Source organism: Streptococcus mitis, assembly GCF_003944325.1.
Taxonomy (GTDB): Bacteria; Bacillota; Bacilli; order Lactobacillales; family Streptococcaceae; genus Streptococcus; species Streptococcus mitis_CW.
Genome location: NZ_RJPX01000040.1, coordinates 1 through 25,157 on the forward strand (window position 1 = coordinate 1; position 25,157 = coordinate 25,157).

At 42.3% G+C, this 25,157-nt stretch carries 23 protein-coding genes, 2 tRNA genes, 3 rRNA genes, 1 other RNA gene and 3 pseudogenes; 28 read left to right on the forward strand and 4 right to left on the reverse strand.

The window, feature by feature from the left end; genetic code table 11:
- Positions 1-136: helix-turn-helix domain-containing protein (locus D8787_RS09370; RefSeq protein WP_142999115.1), on the reverse strand; the 136-nt coding region annotated here is incomplete at its 3' end.
- A 248-nt stretch (positions 137-384) separates the two neighbouring features.
- Here D8787_RS09370 and rpoE point away from each other — a divergent pair.
- The 11 genes from rpoE (at position 385) to D8787_RS09425 (ending at position 9,971) form a co-directional block, all read left to right on the forward strand.
- On the forward strand, positions 385-972 hold the full coding sequence (gene rpoE / locus D8787_RS09375) for a DNA-directed RNA polymerase subunit delta (protein WP_000418405.1): 588 nt from the start codon (positions 385-387) through the stop codon (positions 970-972).
- A 434-nt stretch (positions 973-1,406) separates the two neighbouring features.
- Positions 1,407-3,014 (forward strand): CTP synthase, encoded by a 1,608-nt coding sequence (locus tag D8787_RS09380; RefSeq protein WP_125423223.1) that lies wholly within the window; start codon positions 1,407-1,409, stop codon positions 3,012-3,014.
- A gap of 119 nt (positions 3,015-3,133) precedes the next feature.
- Entirely contained in the window at positions 3,134-4,207 is a 1,074-nt protein-coding gene (locus tag D8787_RS09385; protein ID WP_185776792.1) for an N-acetylmuramoyl-L-alanine amidase family protein, read from the forward strand.
- A 249-nt stretch (positions 4,208-4,456) separates the two neighbouring features.
- Positions 4,457-4,756 carry a DUF4651 domain-containing protein gene (locus tag D8787_RS09390; protein ID WP_125423226.1) on the forward strand — a complete coding sequence of 100 codons (300 nt, stop codon included), beginning with the start codon at positions 4,457-4,459 and terminating at the stop codon, positions 4,754-4,756.
- Positions 4,753-5,070 carry a thioredoxin family protein gene (locus tag D8787_RS09395; RefSeq protein ID WP_125423229.1) on the forward strand — a complete coding sequence of 106 codons (318 nt, stop codon included), beginning with the start codon at positions 4,753-4,755 and terminating at the stop codon, positions 5,068-5,070. The genes D8787_RS09390 and D8787_RS09395 overlap by 4 nt, the downstream gene beginning before the upstream one ends.
- A 15-nt stretch (positions 5,071-5,085) precedes the next feature.
- Positions 5,086-5,712 (forward strand): YtpR family tRNA-binding protein, encoded by a 627-nt coding sequence (gene ytpR / locus D8787_RS09400; protein ID WP_042900388.1) that lies wholly within the window; start codon positions 5,086-5,088, stop codon positions 5,710-5,712.
- 41 nt (positions 5,713-5,753) lie between these two features.
- Entirely contained in the window at positions 5,754-6,515 is a 762-nt protein-coding gene (locus D8787_RS09405) for an SDR family NAD(P)-dependent oxidoreductase (RefSeq protein WP_054384830.1), read from the forward strand.
- 77 nt (positions 6,516-6,592) lie between these two features.
- The gene (locus tag D8787_RS09410) at positions 6,593-6,988 is read left to right on the forward strand and encodes a single-stranded DNA-binding protein (protein WP_000282439.1); all 396 of its coding nucleotides are present in this window, start codon (positions 6,593-6,595) and stop codon (positions 6,986-6,988) included.
- A 155-nt stretch (positions 6,989-7,143) separates the two neighbouring features.
- Complete coding sequence (gene groES / locus D8787_RS09415; RefSeq protein ID WP_033688179.1) at positions 7,144-7,428, forward strand: co-chaperone GroES; 285 nt, start codon at positions 7,144-7,146, stop codon at positions 7,426-7,428.
- A gap of 15 nt (positions 7,429-7,443) precedes the next feature.
- Entirely contained in the window at positions 7,444-9,066 is a 1,623-nt protein-coding gene (gene groL / locus D8787_RS09420; RefSeq protein ID WP_125423232.1) for a chaperonin GroEL, read from the forward strand.
- A 137-nt stretch (positions 9,067-9,203) separates the two neighbouring features.
- Positions 9,204-9,971 carry an epoxyqueuosine reductase QueH gene (locus D8787_RS09425; RefSeq protein ID WP_125423235.1) on the forward strand — a complete coding sequence of 256 codons (768 nt, stop codon included), beginning with the start codon at positions 9,204-9,206 and terminating at the stop codon, positions 9,969-9,971.
- A gap of 70 nt (positions 9,972-10,041) precedes the next feature.
- Here D8787_RS09425 and D8787_RS09430 read toward each other — a convergent pair whose 3' ends face one another.
- Positions 10,042-10,575 (reverse strand): DUF402 domain-containing protein, encoded by a 534-nt coding sequence (locus D8787_RS09430; RefSeq protein WP_000775316.1) that lies wholly within the window; start codon positions 10,573-10,575, stop codon positions 10,042-10,044.
- A gap of 88 nt (positions 10,576-10,663) precedes the next feature.
- Positions 10,664-11,440, reverse strand: a complete 777-nt coding sequence (recX, locus tag D8787_RS09435; protein WP_125423238.1) for a recombination regulator RecX — start codon at positions 11,438-11,440, stop codon at positions 10,664-10,666.
- A gap of 37 nt (positions 11,441-11,477) precedes the next feature.
- Here recX and rlmD point away from each other — a divergent pair, with 37 nt between their 5' ends.
- From rlmD to rrf, 6 genes are all read left to right on the forward strand, one after another.
- Positions 11,478-12,833: a 23S rRNA (uracil(1939)-C(5))-methyltransferase RlmD gene (gene rlmD / locus D8787_RS09440; protein ID WP_125423241.1), complete on the forward strand. Its 1,356-nt coding sequence runs from the start codon at positions 11,478-11,480 to the stop codon at positions 12,831-12,833.
- A gap of 61 nt (positions 12,834-12,894) precedes the next feature.
- A tRNA-Glu gene (locus D8787_RS09445) sits at positions 12,895-12,966 on the forward strand.
- A 242-nt stretch (positions 12,967-13,208) separates the two neighbouring features.
- Positions 13,209-14,539, forward strand: a 16S ribosomal RNA gene (locus D8787_RS09455).
- Positions 14,540-14,590: 51 nt separating this feature from the next.
- A tRNA-Ala gene (locus D8787_RS09460) sits at positions 14,591-14,663 on the forward strand.
- Between the two features lie 124 nt (positions 14,664-14,787).
- Positions 14,788-17,688: ribosomal RNA gene (locus D8787_RS09465) — 23S ribosomal RNA — on the forward strand.
- Between the two features lie 76 nt (positions 17,689-17,764).
- Positions 17,765-17,880 (forward strand): 5S ribosomal RNA (rrf, locus tag D8787_RS09470).
- Together the 16S, 23S and 5S rRNA genes with 2 tRNA genes alongside form the textbook arrangement of a ribosomal RNA operon.
- Here the strand turns inward: rrf and D8787_RS09475 are convergent.
- Positions 17,881-18,156: pseudogene (locus tag D8787_RS09475) on the reverse strand (ISL3 family transposase); the annotation flags it as partial.
- A gap of 442 nt (positions 18,157-18,598) precedes the next feature.
- On the opposite strand from D8787_RS09475, the gene comW reads away from it, so the two are divergent.
- From comW to D8787_RS09530, 11 genes and pseudogenes are all read left to right on the forward strand, one after another.
- Positions 18,599-18,835, forward strand: a complete 237-nt coding sequence (gene comW / locus D8787_RS09480; protein WP_042900061.1) for a sigma(X)-activator ComW — start codon at positions 18,599-18,601, stop codon at positions 18,833-18,835.
- Between the two features lie 230 nt (positions 18,836-19,065).
- Positions 19,066-20,352: an adenylosuccinate synthase gene (locus D8787_RS09485; protein WP_001832534.1), complete on the forward strand. Its 1,287-nt coding sequence runs from the start codon at positions 19,066-19,068 to the stop codon at positions 20,350-20,352.
- Between the two features lie 200 nt (positions 20,353-20,552).
- Positions 20,553-21,020, forward strand: coding sequence for a tRNA adenosine(34) deaminase TadA (tadA, locus tag D8787_RS09490; RefSeq protein WP_042900062.1), 468 nt, complete (start codon positions 20,553-20,555; stop codon positions 21,018-21,020).
- 32 nt (positions 21,021-21,052) lie between these two features.
- An RNA gene (gene ffs, locus D8787_RS09495) (signal recognition particle sRNA small type) lies at positions 21,053-21,151 on the forward strand.
- A gap of 55 nt (positions 21,152-21,206) precedes the next feature.
- Complete coding sequence (locus D8787_RS09500; protein ID WP_000701983.1) at positions 21,207-21,650, forward strand: dUTP diphosphatase; 444 nt, start codon at positions 21,207-21,209, stop codon at positions 21,648-21,650.
- Position 21,651: 1 nt separating this feature from the next.
- A complete protein-coding gene (locus tag D8787_RS09505; protein ID WP_125423247.1) occupies positions 21,652-22,191 on the forward strand; it encodes a histidine phosphatase family protein in 540 nt (179 codons plus the stop codon).
- A gap of 10 nt (positions 22,192-22,201) precedes the next feature.
- A pseudogene (locus tag D8787_RS09510) lies at positions 22,202-22,363 on the forward strand (DNA repair protein RadA); the annotation flags it as partial.
- Positions 22,359-22,661: pseudogene (locus D8787_RS09515) on the forward strand (isochorismatase family protein); the annotation flags it as partial. The pseudogenes D8787_RS09510 and D8787_RS09515, both read left to right, overlap by 5 nt.
- Before the next feature lie 18 nt (positions 22,662-22,679).
- Complete coding sequence (locus D8787_RS09520) at positions 22,680-23,195, forward strand: histidine phosphatase family protein (RefSeq protein WP_042900065.1); 516 nt, start codon at positions 22,680-22,682, stop codon at positions 23,193-23,195.
- 10 nt (positions 23,196-23,205) lie between these two features.
- Positions 23,206-24,570: a DNA repair protein RadA gene (gene radA, locus D8787_RS09525; RefSeq protein ID WP_125423250.1), complete on the forward strand. Its 1,365-nt coding sequence runs from the start codon at positions 23,206-23,208 to the stop codon at positions 24,568-24,570.
- Positions 24,571-24,642: 72 nt separating this feature from the next.
- The gene (locus D8787_RS09530; protein WP_004237611.1) at positions 24,643-25,140 is read left to right on the forward strand and encodes a beta-class carbonic anhydrase; all 498 of its coding nucleotides are present in this window, start codon (positions 24,643-24,645) and stop codon (positions 25,138-25,140) included.
- Positions 25,141-25,157 lie beyond the last annotated feature (17 nt).

Sequence of the window (25,157 nt, forward strand, 5' to 3'; positions counted from 1 at the left end):
TTCGTTTGACTTCTTTGGAGACAGTAGTTGGGTCTTTTAGAATGGACTGTCCAATAGCTTTGAAGGTTTCACCGCGCTCTAAGCCCAGTTGGATATCATTACGGTCTGAAAGGGTAAGGTGTTTATGTTTTGTCATAGTGAGCCTCATTTCTAACTCAAACGTCTCATACTTAATTCCACCATAAAAATCCGTTTTAGACTAATTTCCACTTCGGCAAGTCAAGTGGAAGTTGCTTTGAGAAGTTACGAGCTGAAATATTTCACCTTTATTTTTTCTTAACCTTTGACTATTCCGCAAAATTATCGTAAAATAAAGAGTAAATGATAAAATGAGGTCAGAGTCTATCCGCTCTGGCGATAGTAGTATAAATGAGGAGAAACGCTTTGGAATTAGAAGTATTTGCTGGGCAAGAAAAAAGTGAACTATCTATGATTGAGGTAGCGCGTGCTATCTTGGAACTTCGTGGTCGCGATCATGAGATGCATTTTAGCGATCTTGTAAACGAAATTCAAAACTACCTTGGAACATCAAACAGCGATATCCGCGAAGCTTTGCCTTTGTTCTACACAGAGTTGAACTTTGACGGTAGCTTCATCTCACTTGGAGACAACAAATGGGGTCTTCGTTCATGGTATGGTGTGGATGAAATTGACGAAGAAATCATTGCTCTTGAGGAAAATGACGACGATGAAGTAGCACCAAAAGCTAAGAAGAAACGTGTCAATGCCTTCATGGATGGCGATTCAGATGCTATTGACTACAATGCGGATGATCCAGAAGACGAAGATGCATACGAAGCAGATCCAGCTCTTTCATACGATGATGAAAATCCAGATGATGAGAAAAATGAAGTGGAAGCTTACGATGCAGAAATCAACGAAATTGCTCCAGATGACTTGGGTGAAGACGTGGATCTTAACGAAGAAGACGACGAGTTTTCAGACGATGATGCTGAAAACATCGAGGAATAAAAATTAGCTATTGACAATTATCCTATTTTTAGGTATCATATTGTTCGGGCACCTCTTTTAGAGGTCGGGGCTCCCTAGTCTTTAGGGAGCTATTTTTGTTTTTTCAAGAAGTTATCTTCTTGTATTTTATACTCAATAAAAATCAAAGAGCAAACTAGGAAGTTAGTCGCAGGTTGCTCAAAGCACTGCTTTGAGGTTGTAGATAGAACTGACGAAGTCAGCTCAAAACACTGTTTTGAGGTTGTAGATAAGACTGACAAAGTCAGGAACACATATCTACGGCAAGGCGACGCTGACGCGGTTTGAAGAGATTTTCGAAGAGTATTAGTTGTGAATCTGGCGCAGTCGTCCCAGATTATTCTTATTAGTAGGGTCTTGTTTTCTATGTCCCCTCGTAGTCAACAAGACTTTGAGCATTTTAGAAAGAGGAATCTATGTCTACGAAATATATTTTTGTAACTGGTGGTGTGGTATCGTCTATTGGGAAAGGGATTGTGGCAGCAAGTCTAGGCCGTCTCTTGAAAAATCGTGGTCTCAAAGTAACCATTCAAAAATTTGACCCTTATATCAATATCGATCCGGGAACCATGAGTCCTTATCAGCACGGGGAAGTTTTTGTGACAGATGATGGAGCTGAGACAGATTTGGACTTGGGTCACTATGAACGTTTCATCGATATCAATCTTAACAAATATTCCAACGTGACAACTGGTAAAATTTACAGTGAAGTTCTTCGTAAGGAACGCCGTGGCGAGTATCTAGGGGCAACTGTTCAGGTCATTCCTCATATCACAGATGCTTTGAAAGAAAAAATCAAGCGTGCCGCTCTAACGACTGACTCTGATGTTATTATCACAGAGGTCGGTGGAACCGTTGGGGATATTGAGTCCTTGCCATTCCTAGAGGCCCTTCGTCAGATGAAGGCAGATGTGGGTGCGGATAATGTCATGTATATCCATACAACCTTGCTTCCATACCTCAAGGCCGCTGGTGAAATGAAAACCAAACCAACCCAACACTCTGTCAAAGAATTGCGTGGATTGGGAATCCAGCCAAATATGTTGGTTATTCGTACAGAAGAGCCAGCTGGTCAAGGAATTAAAAACAAACTAGCCCAGTTCTGTGATGTGGCACCAGAAGCCGTTATTGAATCATTAGATGTTGAACACCTTTACCAAATTCCATTGAACTTGCAGGCACAAGGTATGGACCAAATTGTCTGTGACCATTTGAAATTAGACGCACCAGTAGCAGATATGACAGAATGGTCAGCCATGGTGAACAAGGTCATGAACCTGAAAAAACAAGTTAAAATTTCTCTTGTCGGTAAGTATGTGGAGTTGCAAGATGCCTACATTTCAGTAGTCGAAGCCTTGAAACACTCTGGTTATGCCAACGACGCAGAAGTTAAAATCAATTGGGTCAATGCCAATGATGTGACAGCAGAGAATGTGGCAGAGCTTTTGTCTGATGCGGACGGAATCATCGTACCAGGTGGTTTTGGTCAACGTGGTACGGAAGGGAAAATCCAAGCCATCCGTTATGCGCGTGAGAATGATGTTCCAATGTTGGGAGTCTGCTTGGGAATGCAGTTGACTTGTATCGAGTTTGCTCGTCACGTTTTGGGTCTTGAAGGTGCCAATTCTGCAGAGCTTGCACCGGAAACAAAATATCCTATCATTGATATCATGCGTGATCAGATTGATGTGGAGGATATGGGTGGAACCCTTCGCTTGGGACTTTATCCATCTAAGTTGAAACGTGGCTCTAAGGCTGCGGCTGCTTATCACAATCAAGAAGTGGTGCAACGTCGTCACCGTCACCGTTATGAGTTTAACAATGCCTTCCGTGAGCAGTTTGAGGAAGCAGGTTTTGTCTTCTCAGGTGTTTCTCCAGACAATCGTTTGGTAGAAATTGTGGAAATTCCTGAAAATAAATTCTTTGTAGCGTGTCAGTATCACCCTGAACTTTCAAGTCGTCCAAACCGCCCAGAAGAACTCTACACTGCCTTTGTTACTGCAGCTGTTGAGAACAGTAAATAGCAAAATCAGAACCTTTGAGAACAATCTCAGAGGTTTTTTGCTTGCATATTTAGGATATGAGTTGCAAAATAAAAACATAGTGATATAATTAACATAAAAAATCCTAAGGAGGATCTACGATGAAAAAAATCACCTTATTTGGTTTGTCTCTAGCAGGTTTAGCTTTACTGGCTTTTCCTCATTCAGGTCAGGCCTTCGAGCTAAAAGAAGAATGGGTTGTTAAATGTGGCGTTCAGTATCAAGATGGCAAGATTCTTCGATTTAACAATGGACACGAAGTGGATATTAAAGTCTTGGATTTGTCAAAAACTGAGAAAATCGAGTGGACGGTCAGTCTCAATGGTCAAGATCAAACTGTCAACTTCCTAGGTCAAGAAAAGGACAAGTCTATGATGGGCGTAGAGGGGCGTTACCTGAATTTCTATGTTCCATATGGCTATAGAGGAGATATCAAGGTCGAGGCTAAGAGCGGAAACGAAGTGAAGAGCTGGTCAACGAAAGTTGTGGATGATATTCATAATGATAGTGGAAAGAGAGGCTACTATCGTATTGAAGAATCAAATGATCAATACACCTACCTTGATACAAAATGGGACTATCAAACCAAGACTTACACTGCTACCTTACCAGAGACTGTCAATGGTCAAAAAGTATATGCTTGGGCAGACTATGATAATGGTGAGTTGAAGCTTGAAAAACTAAAATCTATCAGTCATAAATATGATGGAGGATCTTTCAAAGAACTTTATCCGATTGTAAAAGCAGAAAGCTGGCTAAAATCAAACCAAAACTGGTACTATCAAAAACAAGGTCAATTAGTGCAGAAGGATTGGGTTTATGACAAGGGGACTTGGTACTTTATGAATGATAAAGGGATAATGTTCAATCAAACTTGGCTTTATCAAGGTAGCAACTGGTATGCATTTAAATCATCAGGAGCTATGATTGCGAGTGACTGGCTTTACGACCAAGGCAAGTGGTACTATTTATCAACTTCAGGAGCCATGAAAGCAAGCGCTTGGGTTTATGACAAGGGAGAATGGTATTATGTAAGTTCTTCTGGTGCCATGCTAGCGAATGATTGGATCAAAGACAATGGTAAGTGGTATTATCTGGCTTCATCAGGTAAGATGCTTCGCAATACCTACACACCTGATGGTTACTACGTTGACAACTCAGGTGCTTGGCAATAAGAATAATACTCTTCGAAAATCTCTTCAAACCACGTCAGCTTCATCCACAACCTCAAAACAGTGTTTTGAGCTGACTTCGTCAGTTCTATCTACAACCTCAAAGCAGTGCTTTGAACAACCTGCGGCTAGCTTCCTAGTTTGCTCTTTGCTTTTCATTGAGTATAAGAAGTCCTTTTCCTTAAAGGAAGAGGCTTTTTACTTGCTTTTCTGCTGCTTCCTCATTTGTCCTAAAGCCTTTTTTGTGTTAAAATGAATGGTATGAAAGCTAAAAAAATGTGGATGGCAGGTCTGGCTCTGCTTGGTATTGGGAGCCTTGCCCTTGCTACGAAAAAAGTTGCAGATGACCGTAAGCTCATGAAGACTCAGGAAGAGTTGACAGCGATTGTACGAGACCATTTTTCAGACATGGGAGAAATTGCGACCCTCTATGTTCAAGTTTATGAAAGCAGTCTGGAGAGCTTGGTTGGTGGCGTGATTTTTGAGGATGGCCGTCATTATACCTTTGTCTATGAAAATGAAGATCTGGTCTATGAGGAGGAAATCTTATGATACAACCAGCAAGTTTAGAAGAATTAGCATCTTTAGTAGAAAAAGATGGGAAGAAGGTCTTTCTTTTTGTGGCGGACTGGTGTGGCGATTGTCGTTATATTTATCCTGCCTTGCCAGAAATTGAGGAGACCAATCCAGAGTTCATCTTTATTCGAGTGGACCGAGACCAGTATATGGATTTAGCTAAACTCTGGGATGTTTATGGAATCCCTAGCCTTGTTGTTCTAGAAAAGGACAAGGAAATCGGCCGTTTTGTTAATCGCGACCGTAAAAGTAAGCAACAAATTAATGACTTTTTAGCAGGATTGAAATAGGAGAAAAAGGAAACAATGATTTTTACATATAACAAAGAACATGTCGGTGATGTCCTTATGGTCATCGTGAAAAATAGCGGAGATGCCAAACTGGATGTGGAACGCAAAGGCAAGATAGCCCGTGTTTTTCTCAAAGAGAATGGGGAAACAGTGGCTTGGAATATTTTCGAAGTTTCAAGTTTGTTTGAAATTGCTGAGCGTGGTCAAGTCTTTTTGACAGATGAGCAAGTCGCTCGTTTGAACCAAGAGTTGCAGGCGGAAGGTTTTACAGAAGAAATCATCAATGACAAGGAATCTAAGTTTGTTGTGGGTGAAATTGTTGAGATGGTAGCCCATCCTGATAGTGATCACCTCAACATCTGCCAAGTTGCAGTCGCAAGTGACAAGACAGTGCAAATCGTTGCAGGGGCTCCCAATGCGCGTGTTGGGTTGAAAACCATTGTGGCTCTTCCGGGAGCTATGATGCCAAAAGGCAATCTCATTTTCCCAGGCGAGCTTCGTGGTGAAAAGAGTTTTGGGATGATGTGCAGTCCTCGTGAATTGCATCTGCCAAATGCTCCGCAAAAACGTGGAGTTATTGAATTATCAGAAGACCAAGTTGTTGGAACACCATTTGACCCAGCCAAACACTGGACTGTCTAAGAAGTTGTTAATATCTGATAGACCAGATAGAAGGAAATAAGATGGCAAAAAATGTAGTGATTACAGGAGCGACATCAGGAATTGGTGAAGCGATTGCGCGTGCTTATCTGGAGCAGGGGGAGAATGTCGTTCTAACAGGACGACGGACAGACAGATTAGAGGTTCTCAAGTCAGAGTTTGCAGCAACCTATCCAAATCAAACCGTCTGGACTTTTCCGTTAGATGTGACGGATATGGCCATGGTCAAGACTGTCTGCTTCGATATTCTAGAAACGATAGGTCGGATTGATATATTGGTCAATAACGCTGGACTAGCTCTTGGCTTGGTACCCTATCAGGACTATGAAGAGTTGGATATGTTGACCATGTTGGATACCAATGTCAAAGGTTTGATGGCGGTTACTCGCTGTTTCTTGCCAGCAATGGTAAAAGCAAATCAAGGTCATATCATCAATATGGGATCGACAGCAGGAATTTATGCTTATGCGGGAGCCGCTGTTTACTCAGCCACCAAGGCGGCAGTTAAAACCTTTTCAGATGGTCTGCGAATTGATACCATCGCAACGGACATCAAGGTGACGACCATTCAACCGGGGATCGTTGAAACAGATTTCTCTACAGTTCGTTTTTATGGTGACAAAGAGCGTGCTGAGGCGGTTTATCAGGGAATCGAAGCCTTGCAAGCTCAGGATATTGCAGACACAGTGGTTTATGTGACCAGTCAACCTCGCCGTGTGCAGATTACAGATATGACCATTATGGCCAATCAACAAGCGACAGGTTTCATGGTTCATAAAAAATAAAAAATTTTCTCGAAAAGTTACAAATTTCTGTAACTTTTTTTGATTTCCTACGAATAGATAAGTAGGAGGAAGAAAATATGTATAATAAAGTTATCTTAATTGGACGCTTGACGTCTACACCAGAATTGCACAAAACCAACAATGACAAGTCAGTAGCGCGAGCGACTATTGCAGTCAACCGTCGTTACAAAGACCAAAATGGGGAGCGTGAAGCTGACTTTGTCAATATGGTCCTATGGGGCAGACTAGCAGAAAGTTTGGCCAGCTACGCAACTAAAGGAAGTCTCATTTCAGTGGATGGAGAACTTCGTACCCGTCGTTTTGAGAAAAATGGCCAGATGAACTATGTGACTGAAGTACTTGTTACAGGGTTCCAACTCTTGGAAAGTCGTGCCCAACGTGCTATGCGAGAAAATAACGCAGGGCAGGATTTGGCAGATTTGGTTTTGGAAGAGGAAGAATTGCCATTTTAAACATTAAAAAGTCTGAGTTGCTCTCAGGCTTTTTATCTTGAGAAAGTCAGACTTTTTTCTTGACTATTTCTGACCAAGTGATACAATAGAACTATGAATTAGCACTCAGATATAAAGAGTGCTAATACTATCTATCTCATTATGGAGGAAATCAGATGTTGAAACCATTAGGGGACCGTGTGGTCTTAAAAGTAGAAGAAAAAGAACAAACTGTTGGAGGCTTTGTTCTTGCAGGTTCAGCCCAAGAAAAAACTAAAACAGCCCAAGTTGTAGCTACTGGACAAGGTGTTCGTACCTTGAACGGTGACTTAGTAGCTCCAAGTGTTAAGGCTGGAGACCGTGTCTTAGTTGAAGCCCACGCCGGTCTTGATGTCAAAGATGGCGATGAGAAGTACATCATCGTAGGCGAAGCTAACATCTTGGCTATCATTGAAGAATAGAAGGAGAAAGTAAGTATGTCAAAAGAAATTAAATTTTCATCTGATGCTCGTTCAGCTATGGTTCGTGGTGTCGATATCCTTGCAGATACTGTTAAAGTAACCTTGGGACCAAAAGGTCGTAACGTTGTGTTGGAAAAATCATTTGGTTCACCCTTGATTACCAATGATGGTGTGACCATTGCCAAAGAAATTGAATTAGAAGATCATTTTGAAAATATGGGTGCCAAATTGGTATCAGAAGTAGCTTCAAAAACCAATGATATCGCAGGTGACGGAACTACAACTGCAACTGTTTTGACCCAAGCTATCGTCCGTGAAGGAATCAAAAACGTCACTGCAGGTGCCAACCCAATCGGTATCCGTCGTGGGATTGAAACAGCAGTTGCCACAGCTGTAGAAGCCTTGAAAAACAACGCCATCCCTGTTGCCAACAAAGAAGCTATCGCTCAGGTTGCTGCCGTTTCTTCTCGTTCCGAAAAAGTAGGCGAATACATCTCTGAAGCTATGGAAAAAGTTGGTAAAGACGGAGTTATCACTATCGAAGAGTCACGTGGTATGGAAACAGAACTTGAAGTTGTAGAAGGAATGCAGTTCGACCGCGGTTACCTTTCACAGTACATGGTGACAGATAGCGAAAAAATGATGGCTGACCTTGAAAATCCATACATTTTGATTACTGATAAGAAGATTTCCAATATCCAAGAAATCTTGCCACTTCTAGAAAGCATTCTCCAAAGCAATCGTCCACTCTTGATTATTGCAGATGATGTGGATGGTGAGGCTCTTCCTACTCTTGTTTTGAACAAGATTCGTGGAACCTTCAACGTAGTAGCAGTTAAGGCACCTGGTTTTGGTGATCGTCGTAAAGCCATGCTCGAAGATATCGCCATCTTGACAGGTGGAACAGTTATCACAGAAGACCTTGGTCTTGAGTTGAAAGATGCGACAATTGAAGCGCTTGGCCAAGCAGCGAGAGTAACTGTAGACAAAGATAGCACGGTTATCGTAGAAGGTGCTGGAAATCCTGAAGCAATTTCTCATCGTGTTACGGTTATCAAGTCTCAAATCGAAACCACAACTTCTGAATTTGACCGTGAAAAATTGCAAGAACGCTTGGCCAAATTGTCAGGTGGTGTCGCGGTTATTAAGGTCGGAGCCGCAACTGAAACTGAGTTGAAAGAAATGAAACTTCGCATTGAAGATGCCCTTAACGCTACTCGTGCAGCTGTTGAAGAAGGAATCGTTGCAGGTGGTGGAACAGCCCTTGTAAATGTTATACCTGCCGTAGCTGATTTGGAATTGACAGGAGACGAAGCAACAGGCCGCAATATTGTTCTCCGCGCTTTGGAAGAACCAGTCCGTCAAATCGCCCACAATGCAGGATTTGAAGGATCTATTGTTATCGATCGCTTGAAAAATGCTGAAGTTGGAACAGGCTTCAACGCAGCAACTGGCGAATGGGTCAACATGATTGATCAAGGGATTATCGACCCAGTTAAAGTCAGTCGTTCAGCCCTACAAAACGCAGCATCTGTAGCCAGCTTGATTTTGACTACGGAAGCAGTCGTAGCCAATAAACCAGAACCAGTAGCTCCGGCTCCAGCAATGGATCCAAGCATGATGGGCGGTATGATGTAAGCTTTCTATAGAAAACAACTTATAAAAAACACAAAAGGAGGGAATGCCTATTCCTCCTTTTTATGATATTCACTTCTAAATTGATTTGAGCTCTCTTAACTTATATGATAAAATAAGACTAGAAAAAGGAGAAGAACATGATCGATGTAGAAGAAATTCTGAGCAAGATGAACCCCAATCAGAAGATTAATTATGACCGTGTCATGCAGAAGATGGTACAAGTATGGGAGAAAAATGAGCAACGGCCAACTATTCTCATGCATGTTTGCTGTGCCCCTTGCAGTACCTATACTCTAGAATATTTGACCAAGTATGCAGATGTGACCATCTATTTTGCCAATTCTAATATCCATCCCAAGGCAGAATACCATAAGCGTGCCTATGTGACTAAAAAGTTTGTCAGTGATTTCAATGAGCGGACAGGAAATACAGTCCAGTACCTAGAAGCTCCCTATGAACCCAATGAATACCGTAAGTTAGTCAGAGGACTAGAAGAAGAACCTGAAGGTGGCGACCGTTGTAAGGTTTGCTTTGACTATCGACTGGATAAAACAGCGCAAGTGGCTATGGATTTAGGTTTTGACTACTTCGGTTCGGCTTTAACCATCAGTCCTCATAAGAATTCTCAAACCATTAATAGCATCGGAATCGATGTGCAAAAGATTTATACAACCCACTATCTTCCAAGTGATTTCAAGAAAAATCAAGGCTACAAACGTTCAGTGGAGATGTGTGAAGAGTATGATATCTATCGTCAATGTTATTGTGGATGCGTCTATGCAGCCCAAGCCCAGAATATTGACCTTGTTCAAGTTAAGAAGGAGGCCACGGCTTTCTTACTGGATAAGGATGTTGAAAAAGACTATTCTCATATTAAATTTACTGTTACGAAATTGGATATATAAGGATAAGCCCAGCTGCAAAGCTGGGTTTTTAAAATAAAAAAACCAGGGCCTTCACCCCAGTTTGACAACTTTACCGATTCTTTAGTTCTACATAGCGCTTGTACCAAATGTTTACATAGGCTTCTGAGAAAGGCCCACGTCCATTGTTAATCCAATCAACAAGAATTTTGACATGTTCTTTTAAAATATAGTCCAAGTCATCAGAATAATTCATTTTGCGTTTGTGACGCTCATACTCCTCAACGTCCAAGAGACGTTTTTCCCCATCTGTAAAAATTTTAACATCCAAATCGTAATCAATATACTTCAGTGCTTCTTCATCCAGATAGTAGGGGCTAGCCATATTGCAATAGTAGGAAATTCCATTATCGCGAATCATGGCAATGATATTAAACCAATATTTCTTGTGAAAGTAAACAATAGCCGGTTCTCGAGTGACCCAACGACGACCATCACTTTCGGTAACCAGTGTATGATCGTTGACACCAATAATGGCGTTTTCTGTTGTTTTTAGTACCATGGTGTCCCGCCAAGTTCGGTGGAGACTCCCATCATGCTTATAACTTTGAATTGTAATAAAGTCGCCTTCTTTTGGAAGCTTCATAACTAACCAACTTTCTACAATTTATAAGTTTATCGTTTACTATTGTACCATAAAATTACCTAAAATCTGTGAATTTTACATGAAAATATTAAAGATATTCTCTGAGAGCGCTTGCTATATCCGAAAAATCGTAGCCCTTTCGTGCTAAAACTTGGGTTAAACGCTGTTTAAGTTCGTATCCTTCATATTTTCGGGTATACTTAGCATATTGCTTATCGAGTTCCTTGAAGATGAGTTCCTGAGTCGTTTCTTGGTCAACTTGACTATCCAACTGGTCAAAGGCACTTTTAGCATCAGAGTAAGAGAATCCCTTGTTGGTCAAGTTCTGGATAATCTTATCTTGCAAGGCACGAGCTGGAAGTTTTCCTTCATATTTTTTTAATAGTTTATTAGCTACACGTTGAGCAACTTCCGAAAAATCAAATTCTTTTAAAATCTCTGCTATAGTAGATTTTGAAACCCCTTTTTGTGTTAGTTTCTGAGTCAGTACATAAGGCCCCTTGTCTCCTGAAAGTTGATTGGCATTGATGATAGCATAAGTGTACTGACCATCATTAATCCAATTATCTTCTTTAAGATTAATAATGACTTGAGAAACTATGTTTTCATCAATATTGTATTTTTTCAGATATTCTCTGACTTCTTTTTCAGTGCGCGCTTTAAAGGATAGGTGGTAGAGGGCTAGATTCTTACCGTAAGAAAATTTGGCAAAGTCCTGTATCTCTTTCAATTCTTCTTGCTTTATAACCTTATCTCTTGATAACATAAAACGAACAATAGTATCTTCGGTGATGTAGCATTTGTCGTCATTATCAAGCTCCATCAGATAGAGTCTTTTTTTCTTTTCAAGTTTTGTGATTTTCATAGTTCTATTATAACTCAAAATGTGATAAGATAGGGATATGAATCTGAAAGTGAAACAAAAAATACCATTAAAAATCAAGCGCATGGGAATTAATGGTGAGGGAATCGGCTTTTATCAAAAAACCTTAGTCTTTGTGCCGGGTGCTCTCAAAGGAGAAGATATCTATTGTCAGATTACTTCTATTAAACGTAACTTTGTTGAAGCAAAATTACTAAATGTTAATAAGAAGTCTAAATTTCGAGTTGTGCCAGCCTGTACTATTTACAATGAATGCGGAGGCTGCCAAATCATGCACCTGCATTATGATAAGCAGCTGGAGTTCAAGACGGACTTGCTTTATCAAGCGCTGAAAAAATTTGCCCCTGCAGGATATGAAAATTATGAAATCCGCCCGACGATTGGTATGCAAGAACCAAAGTACTACCGTGCTAAGTTACAATTTCAGACTCGAAAATTTAAGAATCAGGTCAAGGCAGGCTTATATGCGCAGAACTCTCATTATCTAGTAGAGTTGAAAGATTGCCTGGTACAAGACAAGGAAACCCAAGTGATTGCTAATCGTCTAGCGGAATTACTTACTTTTCACCAAATTCCAATCACGGATGAGAGAAAAGTTCTAGGTGTTAGAACTATAATGGTTCGACGAGCAAGAAAGACTGGACAGGTTCAGATTATTATTGTTACAAACCGCCAGCTTAATTTAACCCTGCTGGTAAAAGATTTAATTAAAGATTTCCCAGAAGTTGTGACAGTAGCTGTGAATACAAATACAGCTAAAACCAGTGAGATTTATGGTGAAAAGACAGAGATTATCTGGGGAGAAAAGAGTATTCAAGAAGGTGTACTCGATTATGAATTTTCACTATCTCCTCGAGCTTTCTATCAACTAAATCCTGAACAAACAGAAGTCCTTTATAGCGAGGCAGTAAAAGCGCTGGATGTTGATAAAGAAGACCATTTGATTGACGCTTATTGTGGTGTTGGAACGATTGGATTTGCCTTCGCAAAGAAAGTAAAGACTCTCAGAGGTATGGATATTATTCCAGAAGCCATTGAAGATGCCAAGCGAAATGCCGAAAGAATGGGATTTGACAATACTCATTATGAAGCTGGACCGGCAGAAGAGATTATTCCTCGTTGGTACAAAGAAGGCTACCGGGCAGATGCTCTGATTGTAGACCCACCACGTACAGGTCTGGATGATAAGTTATTAGACACTATTCTTACTTATGTACCAGAAAAAATGGTTTATATTTCTTGTAATGTTTCGACCTTGGCTCGTGATTTAGTGCGCTTAGTAGAAGTCTATGATCTTCGTTATATCCAGTCGGTCGATATGTTCCCACATACAGCTCGAACTGAAGCTGTTGTAAAATTAATTAAAAAAGTTTAAAAAAGGTGTTGACAAGTCAGAAAAAGCCTGTATAATAGTAAGAGTTGAAAATAACAACTCAGGTCCGTTGGTCAAGGGGTTAAGACACCGCCTTTTCACGGCGGTAACACGGGTTCGAATCCCGTACGGACTATGGTATGTTGCGGATGGAACACTTGATGAAAAAAGTTTAAAAAAGTTTCAAAAAAGTGTTGACAAGCGAAAGCGACTGTGATATACTGATATAGTTGTCACTTGAGAGAAGCGAGTGACAAAGACCTTTGAAAACTGAACAAGACGAACCAATGTGCAGGGCACTATAACTAAGGTTATAGTACTGAACAATGAAAAAAACAATAAATCTGTCAGTGACAGAAATGAGTGAGAACTCAAACTTTTAATGAGAGTTTGATCCTGGCTCAGGACGAACGCTGGCGGCGTGCCTAATACATGCAAGTAGAACGCTGAAGGAGGAGCTTGCTCTTCTGGATGAGTTGCGAACGGGTGAGTAACGCGTAGGTAACCTGCCTGGTAGCGGGGGATAACTATTGGAAACGATAGCTAATACCGCATAATAGCAGATGTTGCATGACATTTGCTTAAAAGGTGCAAATGCATCACTACCAGAAGAGAAGAACGAGTATGAGAGTGGAAAGTTCATACTGTGACGGTATCTTACCAGAAAGGGACGGCTAACTACGTGCCAGCAGCCGCGGTAATACGTAGGTCCCGAGCGTTGTCCGGATTTATTGGGCGTAAAGCGAGCGCAGGCGGTTAGATAAGTCTGAAGTTAAAGGCTGTGGCTTAACCATAGTACGCTTTGGAAACTGTTTAACTTGAGTGCAAGAGGGGAGAGTGGAATTCCATGTGTAGCGGTGAAATGCGTAGATATATGGAGGAACACCGGTGGCGAAAGCGGCTCTCTGGCTTGTAACTGACGCTGAGGCTCGAAAGCGTGGGGAGCAAACAGGATTAGATACCCTGGTAGTCCACGCCGTAAACGATGAGTGCTAGGTGTTAGACCCTTTCCGGGGTTTAGTGCCGTAGCTAACGCATTAAGCACTCCGCCTGGGGAGTACGACCGCAAGGTTGAAACTCAAAGGAATTGACGGGGGCCCGCACAAGCGGTGGAGCATGTGGTTTAATTCGAAGCAACGCGAAGAACCTTACCAGGTCTTGACATCCCTCTGACCGCTCTAGAGATAGAGCTTTCCTTCGGGACAGAGGTGACAGGTGGTGCATGGTTGTCGTCAGCTCGTGTCGTGAGATGTTGGGTTAAGTCCCGCAACGAGCGCAACCCCTATTGTTAGTTGCCATCATTGAGTTGGGCACTCTAGCGAGACTGCCGGTAATAAACCGGAGGAAGGTGGGGATGACGTCAAATCATCATGCCCCTTATGACCTGGGCTACACACGTGCTACAATGGCTGGTACAACGAGTCGCAAGCCGGTGACGGCAAGCTAATCTCTTAAAGCCAGTCTCAGTTCGGATTGTAGGCTGCAACTCGCCTACATGAAGTCGGAATCGCTAGTAATCGCGGATCAGCACGCCGCGGTGAATACGTTCCCGGGCCTTGTACACACCGCCCGTCACACCACGAGAGTTTGTAACACCCGAAGTCGGTGAGGTAACCGTAAGGAGCCAGCCGCCTAAGGTGGGATAGATGATTGGGGTGAAGTCGTAACAAGGTAGCCGTATCGGAAGGTGCGGCTGGATCACCTCCTTTCTAAGGATAAGGAACTGCGCATTGGTCTTGTTTAGTCTTGAGAGGTCTTGTGGGGCCTTAGCTCAGCTGGGAGAGCGCCTGCTTTGCACGCAGGAGGTCAGCGGTTCGATCCCGCTAGGCTCCATTGGTGAGAGATCACCAAGTAATGCACATTGAAAATTGAATATCTATATCAAATAGTAACAAGAAAATAAACCGAAAACGCTGTAGTATTAATAAGAGTTTATGACTGAAAGGTCAGAAAATAAGGTTAAGTTAATAAGGGCGCACGGTGGATGCCTTGGCACTAGGAGCCGAAGAAGGACGTGACAAACGACGANATGCCTTGGGTAGCTGTAAGTAAGCGATGATCCAGGGATTTCCGAATGGGGGAACCCAACAGGTACTACCTGTTACCTACATCTGTTAAGGGTGTGAGGAGGAAGACGCAGTGAACTGAAACATCTAAGTAGCTGCAGGAAGAGAAAGCAAAAGCGATTGCCTTAGTAGCGGCGAGCGAAACGGCAGAAGGGCAAACCGAAGAGTTTACTCTTCGGGGTTGTAGGACTGCAATGTGGACTCAAAGATTATAGAAGAATGATTTGGGAAGATCAGCCAAAGAGAGTAATAGCCTCGTATTTAAAATAGTCTTTGTACCTAGCAGTATCCTGAGTACGGCGGGACACGTGAAATCCCGTCGGAATCTGGGAGGACCATCTCCCAACCCTAAATACTCCCTAGTGACCGATAGTGAACCAGTACCGTGAGGGAAAGGTGAAAAGCACCCCGGGAGGGGAGTGAAATAGAACCTGAAACCGTGTGCCTACAACAAGTTCGAGCCCGTTAATGGGTGAGAGCGTGCCTTTTGTAGAATGAACCGGCGAGTTACGTTATGATGCGAGGTTAAGTTGAAGAGACGGAGCCGTAGGGAAACCGAGTCTGAATAGGGCGCCATAGTATCATGACGTAGACCCGAAACCATGTGACCTACCCATGAGCAGGTTGAAGGTGCGGTAAGACGCACTGGAGGACCGAACCAGGGCACGTTGAAAAGTGCTTGGATGACTTGTGGGTAGCGGAGAAATTCCAAACGAACTTGGAGATAGCTGGTTCTCTCCGAAATAGCTTTAGGGCTAGCGTCGACATTAAGATTCTTGGAGGTAGAGCACTGTTTGGGTGAGGGGTCCATCCCGGATTACCAATCTCAGATAAACTCCGAATGCCAATGAATTATGGTCGGCAGTCAGACTGCGAGTGCTAAGATCCGTAGTCGAAAGGGAAACAGCCCAGACCACCAGCTAAGGTCCCAAAATAATTGTTAAGTGGAAAAGGATGTGGGGTTGCACAGACAACTAGGATGTTAGCTTAGAAGCAGCTATTCATTCAAAGAGTGCGTAATAGCTCACTAGTCGAGTGACCCTGCGCCGAAAATGTACCGGGGCTAAAACAATTTACCGAAGCTGTGGATACCTTTATAGGTATGGTAGGAGAGCGTTCTATGTGTGATGAAGGTATACCGTGAGGAGTGCTGGAACGCATAGAAGTGAGAATGCCGGTATGAGTAGCGAAAGACAGGTGAGAATCCTGTCCACCGTAAGACTAAGGTTTCCAGGGGAAGGCTCGTCCGCCCTGGGTTAGTCGGGACCTAAGGAGAGACCGAAAGGTGTATCCGATGGACAACAGGTTGATATTCCTGTACTAGAGTATGTAGTGATGGAGGGACGCAGTAGGCTAACTAAAGCAGACGATTGGAAGTGTCTGTCTAAGCAGTGAGGTGTGAACTGAGTCAAATGCTTAGTTCTATAACATTGAGCTGTGATGGGGAGCGAAGTTTAGTAGCGAAGTTAGTGACGTCACACTGCCAAGAAAAGCTTCTAGCGTTTAAACATACTCTACCCGTACCGCAAACCGACACAGGTAGTCGAGGCGAGTAGCCTCAGGTGAGCGAGAGAACTCTCGTTAAGGAACTCGGCAAAATGACCCCGTAACTTCGGGAGAAGGGGTGCTGACTTTACGTCAGCCGCAGTGAATAGGCCCAAGCAACTGTTTATCAAAAACACAGCTCTCTGCTAAATCGTAAGATGATGTATAGGGGGTGACGCCTGCCCGGTGCTGGAAGGTTAAGAGGAGTGCTTAGCGCAAGCGAAGGTATGAATTGAAGCCCCAGTAAACGGCGGCCGTAACTATAACGGTCCTAAGGTAGCGAAATTCCTTGTCGGGTAAGTTCCGACCCGCACGAAAGGCGTAATGATTTGGGCACTGTCTCAACGAGAGACTCGGTGAAATTTTAGTACCTGTGAAGATGCAGGTTACCCGCGACAGGACGGAAAGACCCCATGGAGCTTTACTGCAGTTTGATATTGAGTGTCTGTACCACATGTACAGGATAGGTAGGAGTCTAAGAGATCGGGACGCCAGTTTCGAAGGAGACGTTGTTGGGATACTACCCTTGTGTTATGGCCACTCTAACCCGGATAGGTGATCCCTATCGGAGACAGTGTCTGACGGGCAGTTTGACTGGGGCGGTCGCCTCCTAAAAGGTAACGGAGGCGCCCAAAGGTTCCCTCAGAATGGTTGGAAATCATTCGCAGAGTGTAAAGGTATAAGGGAGCTTGACTGCGAGAGCTACAACTCGAGCAGGGACGAAAGTCGGGCTTAGTGATCCGGTGGTTCCGTATGGAAGGGCCATCGCTCAACGGATAAAAGCTACCCTGGGGATAACAGGCTTATCTCCCCCAAGAGTTCACATCGACGGGGAGGTTTGGCACCTCGATGTCGGCTCGTCGCATCCTGGGGCTGTAGTCGGTCCCAAGGGTTGGGCTGTTCGCCCATTAAAGCGGCACGCGAGCTGGGTTCAGAACGTCGTGAGACAGTTCGGTCCCTATCCGTCGCGGGCGTAGGAAATTTGAGAGGATCTGCTCCTAGTACGAGAGGACCAGAGTGGACTTACCGCTGGTGTACCAGTTGTCTTGCCAAAGGCATCGCTGGGTAGCTATGTAGGGAAGGGATAAACGCTGAAAGCATCTAAGTGTGAAACCCACCTCAAGATGAGATTTCCCATGATTTTATATCAGTAAGAGCCCTGAGAGATGATCAGGTAGATAGGTTAGAAGTGGAAGTGTGGCGACACATGTAGCGGACTAATACTAATAGCTCGAGGACTTATCCAAAGTAACTGAGAATATGAAAGCGTATGGTTTTCTTGATTTGAATAGATATTCAATTTTGAGTAGGTATTACTCAGAGTTAAGTGACGATAGCCTAGGAGATACACCTGTACCCATGCCGAACACAGAAGTTAAGCCCTAGAACGCCGGAAGTAGTTGGGGGTTGCCCCCTGTGAGATATGGAAGTCGCTTAGCTGCTACCATCATTTTAGAACAATGATAGCACTTGAATCGACGCTTTCTTCTAAGGAGGATTCTGGTAAGCATATCAGTCGTTTCGAGGTAAGGAATTTTAGAAGGTTTTTGGAAGTCATATTTAGCTATTTATCCATGACAGTTGTGAGATTTAGGTGCAGGATAATCTAGCTTAGCGATAATTTCTTTATGCTTTCCAGCATCCAGATAGTCCAATATTATGATGTTCTTGTCTTTAATGTCAAGCAATTTTGTAATAAAATGTAATTGTTCCATATGATTCTTTCTAATGAGTTGTTTAGTCGCTTTTCATTATAGGTCATATGGGACTTTTTTTACACAAAAATAGGCTTCATAATATCTATAGGGGATTTACCCACTACAAATATTATAGAGCCTTGTCTTTTTCTTAATTATTATGGTGCTTCATTTCTATTCAATCACTTCATAGTTCTGACTCAAGTTCGTTGAAGAACTCTCGAGAAATATTTATTACTATTGAAATAGAGTAGGATAATTTTGTCAATCATTTATAGGAATTTATTTATTTTTAGGGATTTAATAGTTTGTTTTTGATATAAGGTATTTATTCTATTCTGTCAATTTTTCTTATTTTTTATCTTGTTGAGGTTGGTATTTGTACAATTCAGGAATTATTAATGATTAATTATAATTTTTTGTTAGAATAAGGTCATAAAAAGTAAAGGAGTGTATGCTTATGCTACAAAGTATTTATGATCAGATGACTGATTTCTATGACAGTATCGAAGAAGAGTATGCTACTTTCTTTGATAATAGTTGGGAATGGGAACATTTTCATTTTAAATTTTTGATTTATTATTTAGTTAGATATGGCATTGGGTGTCGTAGGGATTTTATTGTTTACCATTATCGTGTTGCTTATCGTTTGTATCTTGAAAAGATGATAATGAATCGGGGTTTTATTTCTTGTTGAGACAGTTTGATTAAATTTCCGAACAAATCTACTTTTTTATGGAAAGATAATAACAAATAGCTGGTTATTTTTCTAAATTATTTTTTAATAGTTGGAAATAGCAAATCTTTCTATTGTTTCTTCTTGATAAAAAGGCGATTTTTTCTTATAATAAATTGTAAGATATAATTGCGGGTGAGATTCCTGCCATGTATGTGAGAAAGGAAGAGCCTGAGGGCTCAGACAAGATTATGACTTCAGTTGTTGTTGTAGGTACCCAATGGGGTGATGAAGGTAAAGGGAAGATTACAGACTTCCTTTCAGCGAATGCAGAGGTGATTGCACGTTACCAAGGTGGTGATAATGCAGGTCACACGATTGTGATTGATGGTAAGAAATTTAAGTTGCACTTGATTCCCTCTGGGATTTTCTTCCCTGAAAAAATCTCTGTTATTGGGAATGGTATGGTTGTAAATCCTAAATCTCTTGTGAAAGAGTTGAGCTATCTTCATGAGGAGGGTGTTACAACTGATAACTTGCGTATTTCTGATCGCGCGCATGTTATTTTGCCTTACCATATCGAGTTGGATCGTTTGCAAGAAGAAGCTAAAGGTGACAATAAGATTGGTACTACAATCAAGGGAATTGGTCCAGCTTATATGGACAAGGCTGCTCGTGTTGGAATTCGTATCGCAGATCTTCTGGATAAAGATATTTTCCGTGAGCGTTTAGAACGTAACCTTGCTGAGAAGAATCGTCTCTTTGAAAAATTGTATGACAGTAAAGCGATTGCTTTCGATGATATTTTTGAAGAGTATTATGAATATGGTCAACAAATCAAAAAATATGTGACCGATACATCTGTCATTTTGAATGATGCGCTTGATAATGGTAAACGTGTGCTTTTTGAAGGTGCACAAGGTGTTATGCTAGATATAGACCAAGGTACGTATCCATTTGTTACGTCATCAAACCCTGTGGCTGGTGGTGTTACGATTGGTTCTGGTGTTGGTCCAAGTAAAATTGACAAGGTTGTAGGTGTATGTAAAGCCTATACCAGTCGTGTGGGAGACGGTCCCTTCCCAACTGAGTTGTTTGATGAAGTGGGAGAACGTATCCGTGAAGTCGGTCATGAGTATGGTACTACAACAGGTCGTCCACGTCGTGTGGGTTGGTTTGACTCAGTTGTGATGCGTCATAGTCGTCGTGTTTCTGGTATTACTAACCTTTCATTGAACTCTATCGATGTTTTGAGTGGTTTAGATACAGTAAAAATCTGTGTGGCCTATGATCTTGATGGTCAACGTATTGACTACTATCCAGCTAGTCTTGAGCAATTGAAGCGTTGCAAGCCTATCTATGAAGAGTTGCCAGGTTGGTCAGAAGATATTACCGGAGTTCGTAATTTGGAAGATCTTCCTGAGAATGCGCGTAACTATGTTCGTCGTGTGAGTGAATTGGTTGGCGTTCGTATTTCTACTTTCTCAGTGGGTCCTGGTCGTGAACAAACAAATATTTTAGAAAGTGTTTGGTCCTAAGAGATTTTTAAGATTTGTTTAAGATAGGTCGGGTATACTATAGACAGTTACAAGAAGACCTCCTAACTTGTTGTAACAAATATCCTAAACTTTTCTTTTTCATAATAATCTCCCTATAGAGTCACCGCATTCGGTGGCTTTTTTTGTGTTTGGATTCATGATATAATAATAAAATCGATAAGTAGGAAAAGGGAAAAGAGATGGTTTATACGCTTGAAGAAAAAGAAGTCTTTATGAGGGAGGCTTTGAGAGAAGCTGAGATTGCCTTGGAACACGATGAAATTCCAATCGGTTGTGTAATTGTCAAGGACGGGGAAATCATTGGTCGTGGGCATAATGCGCGTGAGGAATTACAGCGAGCGGTTATGCACGCGGAGATTATGGCTATAGAGAATGCAAACTTTAGTGAGGAGAGTTGGCGCTTGCTGGATTGCACACTTTTTGTGACTATTGAGCCTTGTGTCATGTGTAGTGGGGCGATTGGGCTTGCCCGTATTCCAAACGTGGTCTATGGGGCTAAAAACCAGAAATTCGGCGCTGCGGGGAGTTTGTACGATATCTTGACAGATGAGCGTCTCAATCATCGTGTGGAGGTTGAAACGGGAATTTTGGAAGATGAATGCGCAGCTATTATGCAGGATTTTTTTAGAAATAGACGGAAAAAATAATTTTACTTTTAAAATGAATAGGAATGTGATATAATTAATAGTGGAGCAACAGTTCTGCGTGAAGCGGGTCAGGGGAGGAATCCAGCAGCCCTAAGCGATTTGAATTGTGTGCTCTTTTTTTCGTGCTTTTTCCGAATAAATAAGATAGAATAATCTAGAATAAATGATAATAGAAAAGAGAAGAATATGAAAATTCGTGGTTTTGAATTGGTTTCGAGTTTTACAGATGAAAATTTATTGCCCAAGCGTGAGACGGCGCATGCGGCTGGTTACGACTTAAAGGTTGCTGTGCGTACGGTTATTGCTCCAGGAGAGATTGTATTGGTTCCGACAGGGGTTAAGGCTTATATGCAACCGACTGAGGTTCTTTACCTCTATGATCGTTCTTCAAACCCTCGTAAGAAGGGTTTGGTGTTAATCAACTCAGTTGGGGTCATTGATGGGGATTATTATGGCAATCCTGGGAATGAAGGGCATATTTTTGCGCAGATGAAGAATATCACAGACCAAGAAGTGATTCTCGAAGTTGGGGAACGTGTTGTCCAGGCTGTCTTTGCTCCTTTCTTAATTGCAGATGGAGATGCGGCTGATGGCGTGCGAACTGGTGGATTTGGATCGACAGGGCACTAGAATGAAGATTATCTTTGTACGTCATGGGGAGCCAGATTATAGTATGCTTGATAAACTTGAAAATCCGCAACTCTATAGTGGTTTTGGTCGTGATTTAGCACCATTGACAGGAAAAGGTCGCAGTCTGGCAAAAGAAGTTGCTAAAACTGCATGTTTTGGAAAGGCAGAGATTATTATTTCATCGTCTGTGACGAGGGCTTTAGAAACAGCCCATTATATAGCAGTTGAAACAGGATTGGACTTATTTGTGGAGCCGTTTTTTCATGAGTGGCGTCCAGACTTAAATGGCACTAACTCTGATTTAACTAGTGTATTGGTAGCTCATGAATATTATCTAAAACATCAAGGAGGTTTATCTGAAGATTCTCCTTATCGCTATGAAACTGATCTAGAGATGCGTCATCGTTTTTTAAGAGCTTTGGAAAAATATAAAAATTATAAAACTATTATCATTGTAACTCACGGAATGCTCATGCGCCAGTTTGTGCCAAATGAGAAGATTGATTTTTGCCAAGTGATTGAGTGTGAGTTAGAGATATAGAAAGAGGTTTATCATCGCAAAGAAAAAAGCGACATTTGTATGTCAAAATTGTGGGTATAATTCCCCTAAATATCTGGGGCGTTGTCCCAACTGTGGATCTTGGTCTTCCTTTGTAGAAGAGGTTGAGGTTGCCGAGGTAAAGAATGCGCGTGTGTCCTTGACGGGGGAGAAAAGACAGAAAGAAGAAATTTGCGACCGGCTTGCTGCTTGTATCTTCTCGTATCTTTGAGAAGCGTCGGGCTTCTTGCTTTACTAATCCAGATTTAAAAGATTTTTTAGAGGAAAACGGTGCTAAAAGCATAGAGTTTATAGGGGTAGATGGCAATGGTTGTGTTAAGGCTTCCGTTTTGGCAGCTACCAAGGAGAATTATCAGGTTTCTGTCGATTTGTCTGCTGTCGGAGTTGCCAACCAGAAGAAATTCTCTAAAACACTGAAGCAGTGGCAAGATTGCGGAATCAAGATTGGATAGTTTTATGGGGATCTTAATATGAAAATTATTTTTATCCGTCACGGGGAGCCAAATTACCGTGAGTTAGAGGAGCGTTCTTATACGGGATTTGGGATAGATTTGGCGCCCTTGTCTGAGAAGGGACGGCAGCAAGCTCAGGAACTGAGCACCAATCTTTTACTCCCTTCAGCTGAAATAATCATATCTTCTTCAGTCACAAGAGCTTTAGAAACGGCTTCTTATGTAGTTTGTGCTACGGGACTTCCTTTGAGAGTGGAGCCTTTATTACATGAATGGCAGGTCTATGAAACTGGAATAGAAAATTTTGAAACGGCTAGAAGACTATTTCTAGAAAATCATGGGGAGTTACTTCCTAATAGTCCTATTCAATATGAGACAGCTATGGAAATGAGGTCTCGTTTTCTAGAATGTATGTCTAAGTATCGAGAACATCAGACTGTGGTAGTTGTTGCTCATCGAATGCTCATGCGCCAGTTTGTGCCAAATGAGAAGATTGATTTTTGCCAAGTGATTGAGTGTGAGTTAGAGATATAGAAAGAGGTTTATCATCGCAAAGAAAAAAGCGACATTTGTATGTCAAAATTGTGGGTATAATTCCCCTAAATATCTGGGACGTTGTCCTAACTGTGGGTCTTGGTCTTCCTTTGTAGAAGAGGTTGAGGTTGCCGAGGTCAAAAATGCGCGTGTGTCCTTGACAGGTGAGAAAACCAAGCCCATGAAACTGGCTGAAGTAACTTCTATCAATGTCAATCGAACCAAGACAGAGATGGAGGAATTCAACCGTGTACTTGGAGGCGGAGTGGTACCAGGAAGTCTCGTCCTCATAGGTGGGGATCCTGGGATTGGAAAATCAACCCTTCTCCTACAAGTCTCAACCCAGTTGTCTCAAGTGGGGACTGTTCTCTACGTCAGTGGGGAGGAGTCTGCCCAGCAGATTAAGCTACGAGCAGAGCGCTTGGGAGATATTGATAGCGAGTTTTATCTCTATGCAGAGACCAATATGCAGAGTGTTCGAGCTGAGGTGGAGCGCATCCAACCAGACTTCCTCATTATTGACTCTATCCAGACCATTATGTCTCCTGAGATTTCAGGGGTGCAGGGGTCTGTTTCTCAGGTGCGTGAGGTGACGGCTGAGCTCATGCAGCTGGCCAAGACTAATAACATTGCCATCTTTATCGTAGGTCATGTGACCAAGGAAGGAACCTTGGCTGGTCCTCGTATGCTAGAGCATATGGTAGATACAGTGCTTTACTTTGAAGGGGAGCGTCACCATACCTTCCGAATCTTGCGAGCGGTCAAAAACCGTTTTGGTTCTACCAATGAAATTGGAATTTTTGAGATGCAGTCGGGTGGCTTAGTTGAGGTGCTCAATCCGAGTCAAGTTTTCCTAGAGGAGCGTTTGGATGGGGCGACTGGTTCGTCAATCGTTGTGACCATGGAAGGGACGCGTCCGATTTTAGCGGAGGTTCAGGCCTTGGTGACGCCAACCATGTTTGGAAATGCCAAGCGTACTACGACAGGGCTTGATTTTAATCGTGCGAGTCTGATTATGGCTGTTTTGGAAAAGCGTGCAGGGCTTCTCTTGCAAAATCAGGATGCTTATCTCAAATCTGCTGGCGGTGTCAAATTGGATGAACCTGCGATTGACTTGGCCGTTGCGGTTGCCATTGCTTCGAGCTATAAAGACAAGCCAACCAATCCTCAGGAATGTTTTGTAGGAGAACTTGGTTTGACTGGAGAGATTCGGCGTGTGAATCGTATCGAGCAGCGTATTAATGAAGCTGCTAAACTGGGCTTTACTAAGATTTATGTACCCAAAAATTCCTTGACAGGAATCACTCTGCCCAAAGAAATTCAGGTTATTGGGGTGACAACGATTCAGGAAGTTTTGAAAAAGGTTTTTGCTTAATCTGTGACAAATCCTCTTAAAAATGATAAGATAGGAGAAATATTTGACTATCAAATTTTCAAGGAGGGAATCGTGTCGTATTTTGAACAGTTTATGCAAGCTAATCAGGCTTATGTTGCCCTACATGGACAGTTAAATCTGCCACTTAAACCCAAAACAAGAGTGGCTATTGTGACCTGTATGGATTCACGTTTGCACGTTGCGCAAGCTTTGGGATTGGCACTTGGGGATGCTCATATCTTGCGGAATGCAGGTGGTCGAGTGACTGAGGACATGATTCGTTCGCTAGTTATTTCCCAGCAACAAATGGGGACAAGAGAGATTGTGGTATTGCACCATACAGACTGTGGTGCTCAGACCTTTGAAAATGGACCTTTTCAGGAGTATTTAAAAGAGGAACTAGGTGTCGATGTGTCAGACCAAGACTTCTTGCCCTTCCAAGATATAGAGGAGAGTGTACGCGAGGACATGCAACTTCTTATCGAGTCTCCCCTAATACCAGACGATGTTATTATCTCTGGTGCTATTTACGATGTGGATACAGGAAGTATGACAGTCGTAGAATTATAAACACTTCATTTAGAAAG

Bases quoted from the DNA above. Each gene is read 5' to 3' on its own strand.
- D8787_RS09505 (WP_125423247.1), top strand. From the start codon at position 21,652: ATGAAGATTATCTTTGTACGTCATGGGGAGCCAGATTATAGTATGCTT.
- D8787_RS09380 (WP_125423223.1), top strand. From the start codon at position 1,407: ATGTCTACGAAATATATTTTTGTAACTGGTGGTGTGGTATCGTCTATT.
- D8787_RS09405 (WP_054384830.1), top strand. From the start codon at position 5,754: ATGGCAAAAAATGTAGTGATTACAGGAGCGACATCAGGAATTGGTGAA.
- D8787_RS09430 (WP_000775316.1), bottom strand. From the start codon at position 10,575: ATGAAGCTTCCAAAAGAAGGCGACTTTATTACAATTCAAAGTTATAAG.
- ytpR (WP_042900388.1), top strand. From the start codon at position 5,086: ATGATTTTTACATATAACAAAGAACATGTCGGTGATGTCCTTATGGTC.
- tadA (WP_042900062.1), top strand. From the start codon at position 20,553: ATGGTTTATACGCTTGAAGAAAAAGAAGTCTTTATGAGGGAGGCTTTG.
- rlmD (WP_125423241.1), top strand. From the start codon at position 11,478: ATGAATCTGAAAGTGAAACAAAAAATACCATTAAAAATCAAGCGCATG.
- D8787_RS09520 (WP_042900065.1), top strand. From the start codon at position 22,680: ATGAAAATTATTTTTATCCGTCACGGGGAGCCAAATTACCGTGAGTTA.
- D8787_RS09385 (WP_185776792.1), top strand. From the start codon at position 3,134: ATGAAAAAAATCACCTTATTTGGTTTGTCTCTAGCAGGTTTAGCTTTA.
- D8787_RS09485 (WP_001832534.1), top strand. From the start codon at position 19,066: ATGACTTCAGTTGTTGTTGTAGGTACCCAATGGGGTGATGAAGGTAAA.
- D8787_RS09425 (WP_125423235.1), top strand. From the start codon at position 9,204: ATGATCGATGTAGAAGAAATTCTGAGCAAGATGAACCCCAATCAGAAG.
- D8787_RS09390 (WP_125423226.1), top strand. From the start codon at position 4,457: ATGAATGGTATGAAAGCTAAAAAAATGTGGATGGCAGGTCTGGCTCTG.
- groES (WP_033688179.1), top strand. From the start codon at position 7,144: ATGTTGAAACCATTAGGGGACCGTGTGGTCTTAAAAGTAGAAGAAAAA.
- D8787_RS09410 (WP_000282439.1), top strand. From the start codon at position 6,593: ATGTATAATAAAGTTATCTTAATTGGACGCTTGACGTCTACACCAGAA.
- D8787_RS09395 (WP_125423229.1), top strand. From the start codon at position 4,753: ATGATACAACCAGCAAGTTTAGAAGAATTAGCATCTTTAGTAGAAAAA.
- comW (WP_042900061.1), top strand. From the start codon at position 18,599: ATGCTACAAAGTATTTATGATCAGATGACTGATTTCTATGACAGTATC.
- recX (WP_125423238.1), bottom strand. From the start codon at position 11,440: ATGAAAATCACAAAACTTGAAAAGAAAAAAAGACTCTATCTGATGGAG.
- D8787_RS09500 (WP_000701983.1), top strand. From the start codon at position 21,207: ATGAAAATTCGTGGTTTTGAATTGGTTTCGAGTTTTACAGATGAAAAT.
- groL (WP_125423232.1), top strand. From the start codon at position 7,444: ATGTCAAAAGAAATTAAATTTTCATCTGATGCTCGTTCAGCTATGGTT.